The sequence below is a fragment of the Melaminivora alkalimesophila genome (assembly GCF_000282995.1).
In the GTDB taxonomy this organism is placed as follows: domain Bacteria; phylum Pseudomonadota; class Gammaproteobacteria; order Burkholderiales; family Burkholderiaceae_C; genus Melaminivora; species Melaminivora alkalimesophila.
The window spans coordinates 1-3050 of sequence record NZ_ALEE01000031.1; the positions used below are offsets into that span (position 1 = coordinate 1).

The following is a 3050-nucleotide window of genomic DNA, read 5'->3' on the forward strand; positions in this document are numbered from 1 at the left end:
CCGACGCCGCTTCGCGGCGCGGCTTAATTCAGGCGTTAGGCAGCAGGCCAATCCGTGCAGCACCAAAAATTTCGGGGAAATCACAAATGAAAAATCAGCTGATAAACATCGCAAATGGCGCCAAGCAGTCGGCCTCTAGCGCCGGCAGTTCGATCTCATCCGCACTACAAACGGCGAAAAACTCTGCAGTTACTGTAGCCACCACGATTCTCGACCAAGATGGCGACGGGAAGTTGGATCAAGAAGATCTAAAGCAGCTAACGCAAAAAGGCCTGAGCCTAGCGAAAAGTGCGGCCACAGAAGTTGCCCGCGTCACATCTGAGGCAGCCAAATCCGACCTAGCAAAGGATTCCGCTGCTGCCGCTGTTGTCGGTGCAGCGATAGCGGTTCCTGTGCCACTAATTGGTCCCGCCGCGGGAGCTGCAATTGGCGCGGCTTTGGGGGCGTACAAGAATCTCACCAAGAAATGAGTTGCAAAATGCCGCCCAACCCGTCGTTCCAGCGGACCGCCTTCGGCGGCCGCTGAACTAGTACGTTAGGTAATTTTTGAAAGCTACTGTGCTTTGGCTTTTTACTAAATACATGCTCACTGCCGCTGTTGTGGTCTTGGTGTCCGAGGCAGCAAAACGCAGTGACAAGTTAGGAGGCTTTCTTGCGGCACTGCCGCTAGTCACGTTTCTCACGCTCATCTGGCTCTACGTCGAGAAGCAGCCGATGGCAAAGATCTCTAACCATGCGTGGTACACCTTCTATTACGTAGTGCCAACCTTGCCCATGTTTCTGGCGTTTCCGCTGCTACTCCCACGCATTGGGTTCTGGCTAACCATGCTAGTCAGCGCGGCTATCACAATATTGTGCTTCGGTGTGTTCGCTCTGTTGGTGCGTCAGTTCGGCATCCAACTGCTGCCATAAACGTGCCTAACAATTCATTCAAGGCGGACGGCTTCGCCGCCGCTTAATTCAGGCGTTAGGCAGTCTGAAGTGAGGACGACCTCACCTCTCAATTTCGGTAGGGGACGGCCCCAAAGCTAATAGAGAGGTGTTTATGAGTTGGGTAATTTTGTTTGTAGCTGGTCTTTTGGAGATTGGTTGGGCCATTGGATTGAAGTACACAGATGGTTTTACGAAGCTATGGCCTACTGTTGGTACGGTGGCTTCGTTGGTTGCAAGTTTTCTATTGCTAGGTTTAGCTCTGAAAACGTTGCCTGTCGGTACAGCCTATGCGATATGGGTGGGTATTGGTGCTGTAGGCACGGCGCTTCTAGGAATATTATTATTCGGTGAGTCAACTGACGTCCTTAAGCTAGTTAGTTTAGGGCTGATTTGTGCGGGTATTGTTGGTCTTAAATTGGCCCATGCCTAACAAGGCGCTGCACTCGGATAAATTACTCGCTGCGCTCCCAATTTACCGGTGAGCGCGGCGTTATGCCCCTTTGGTGACTTCACGATGACCCCAGAACATCTTGCTCTTCTCACAGTCGGCATTTTTTTCGTCGCAATTCTTTATTCTTCGGTCGGGCATGCTGGGGCATCAGGCTATATCGCGGTGATGTCTATCCTTAGCGTTGCTCCAGCCAGCATCAAACCGACGGCTCTTATCCTGAATATTTTGGTCGCCTCCATCGGCACATTTCAGTATTGGCGCGCCGGACATTTCTCTTGGCGCCTCTTCTGGCCCTTTGCATTGCTATCGGTGCCGCTCGCTTTCGTAGGCGGCTACGTCAACTTGCCCACTCACACCTTCAAAGTCATTGTTGGGATCATTCTTCTCTGTTCAGCAGTGCTACTCCTCTTGCGTCCGCCTGGTGAGACAAATGCAGTGGAGCCGCCCCGCCCTCTTGCCATTACCTTCGGCGCTGGCATCGGGCTTCTTTCAGGGCTAACCGGCACTGGTGGCGGCATTTTTCTCACGCCGTTGCTGCTCTTCATGCATTGGGCCAAGGCCAAACCTGCCGCCGCAGTTTCTGCCCTATTTATACTCCTAAACTCCATCTCAGGACTTGCTGGAAACATGAGTAGCACTAGGCAATTCCCCACATTTGCTCTAGTGCTTGTTGCAGCTGCTGGAATTGGCGGTGTCGTCGGTTCTTACTACGGTAGCCGGCGCTTTGACCCAGTTCTAATCAAACGCGCTCTGGCCGTCGTCCTACTGATCGCTGGCACTAAGCTTATCCTGACTTAATGAGCGCGGGGCATAACAATTCGTTCAAGCCGAGACCGCTTCGCGGCTCGGCTTAAATGGTGACGTGTACCATCACGCCGTGCCGCGCAGCGGTCCGGCTTAACTCAGGTGTTAGCTGCTCTTTCGCGGTAGTCCTCAACGTCCAACCCGTTCCGGTACAGCCACGGAGCCTTACGTGAGAAATCCAAGTCCATGTCTGCGGACCAGTCGGGCAGCGTTCGCCAGCCCAGCGCATTGCAGCGCGTCCAGTAGCCGCCGCGTTCGCGCCTGTGCCACTGAAACGCGCGCAGCTTATCTTCGTTCAGCAGTTTTCTCGCCAGCCACTTGCCGCAGCTAACAATTCGTCCAAGCGGATGCCGCTTCATAGTTTCTCGCTCCTTGTGGTGCCAGACTGCGGCACCGCTTAACTCAGGTGTTAGGTCTGTCATGAGAATTTCTTGGCTCATCTTTGCAATCATTGCCTGGTCTACCGCGCATGCTGACAACCCGTGCGACGATCCCGTCACAGCCACAACAATCGAGGCCAACCGATGCGAAGATTCAAACTATCAAGCCGCGAATAAGAAACTAAACGCCGCCTATCAAGCAGCCTTGCACCGCATTGGCGCTGAACTGACCAGCACTAAACAACAAGAAGAAATAAAGAAGGAATTGTCTGAAGCACAACGGCTTTGGACTCAGTTCCGTGATAAGGACTGCGGCGCGCTCTACAATCTTGGGCGCTACGGAGCAAAAACAGAAATCCGTGACGCGATGTATTCGGCGTGCATGATTGAGCGCACCAACCAAAGGGCAAATGAGCTTGATTGGTTTGGCCTTCGTGAGTGACAGACCTAACAATTCGTCCAAGCCGACGCCGCTTCGCGGC

At 53.4% G+C, this 3050-nt stretch carries 6 protein-coding genes; 5 read left to right on the plus strand and 1 reads right to left on the minus strand.

Features of this window, described 5'->3' with window-relative positions; translation table 11 throughout:
* From A612_RS16815 to A612_RS16185, 4 genes are all read left to right on the plus strand, one after another.
* On the plus strand, window positions 1-470 hold a 470-nt coding region (locus A612_RS16815), incomplete at its 5' end, for a hypothetical protein (RefSeq protein WP_206536098.1).
* Window positions 471-558: 88 nt separating this feature from the next.
* Window positions 559-912: a DUF3147 family protein gene (locus A612_RS00285; protein ID WP_040435262.1), complete on the plus strand. Its 354-nt coding sequence runs from the start codon at window positions 559-561 to the stop codon at window positions 910-912.
* A gap of 133 nt (window positions 913-1045) precedes the next feature.
* Window positions 1046-1363: a quaternary ammonium compound efflux SMR transporter SugE gene (sugE, locus tag A612_RS16180; RefSeq protein ID WP_075806979.1), complete on the plus strand. Its 318-nt coding sequence runs from the start codon at window positions 1046-1048 to the stop codon at window positions 1361-1363.
* 84 nt (window positions 1364-1447) lie between these two features.
* The gene (locus tag A612_RS16185; RefSeq protein WP_075806981.1) at window positions 1448-2182 is read left to right on the plus strand and encodes a sulfite exporter TauE/SafE family protein; all 735 of its coding nucleotides are present in this window, start codon (window positions 1448-1450) and stop codon (window positions 2180-2182) included.
* Between the two features lie 104 nt (window positions 2183-2286).
* On the opposite strand, the gene A612_RS16820 is transcribed toward A612_RS16185, so the two are convergent.
* Complete coding sequence (locus A612_RS16820) at window positions 2287-2628, minus strand: hypothetical protein (protein ID WP_141630299.1); 342 nt, start codon at window positions 2626-2628, stop codon at window positions 2287-2289.
* Between A612_RS16820 and A612_RS16190 the strand changes: the two genes are divergently transcribed.
* Window positions 2609-3010, plus strand: coding sequence for a lysozyme inhibitor LprI family protein (locus A612_RS16190; RefSeq protein WP_075806980.1), 402 nt, complete (start codon window positions 2609-2611; stop codon window positions 3008-3010). The genes A612_RS16820 and A612_RS16190 overlap by 20 nt on opposite strands.
* Window positions 3011-3050: the final 40 nt, after the last annotated feature.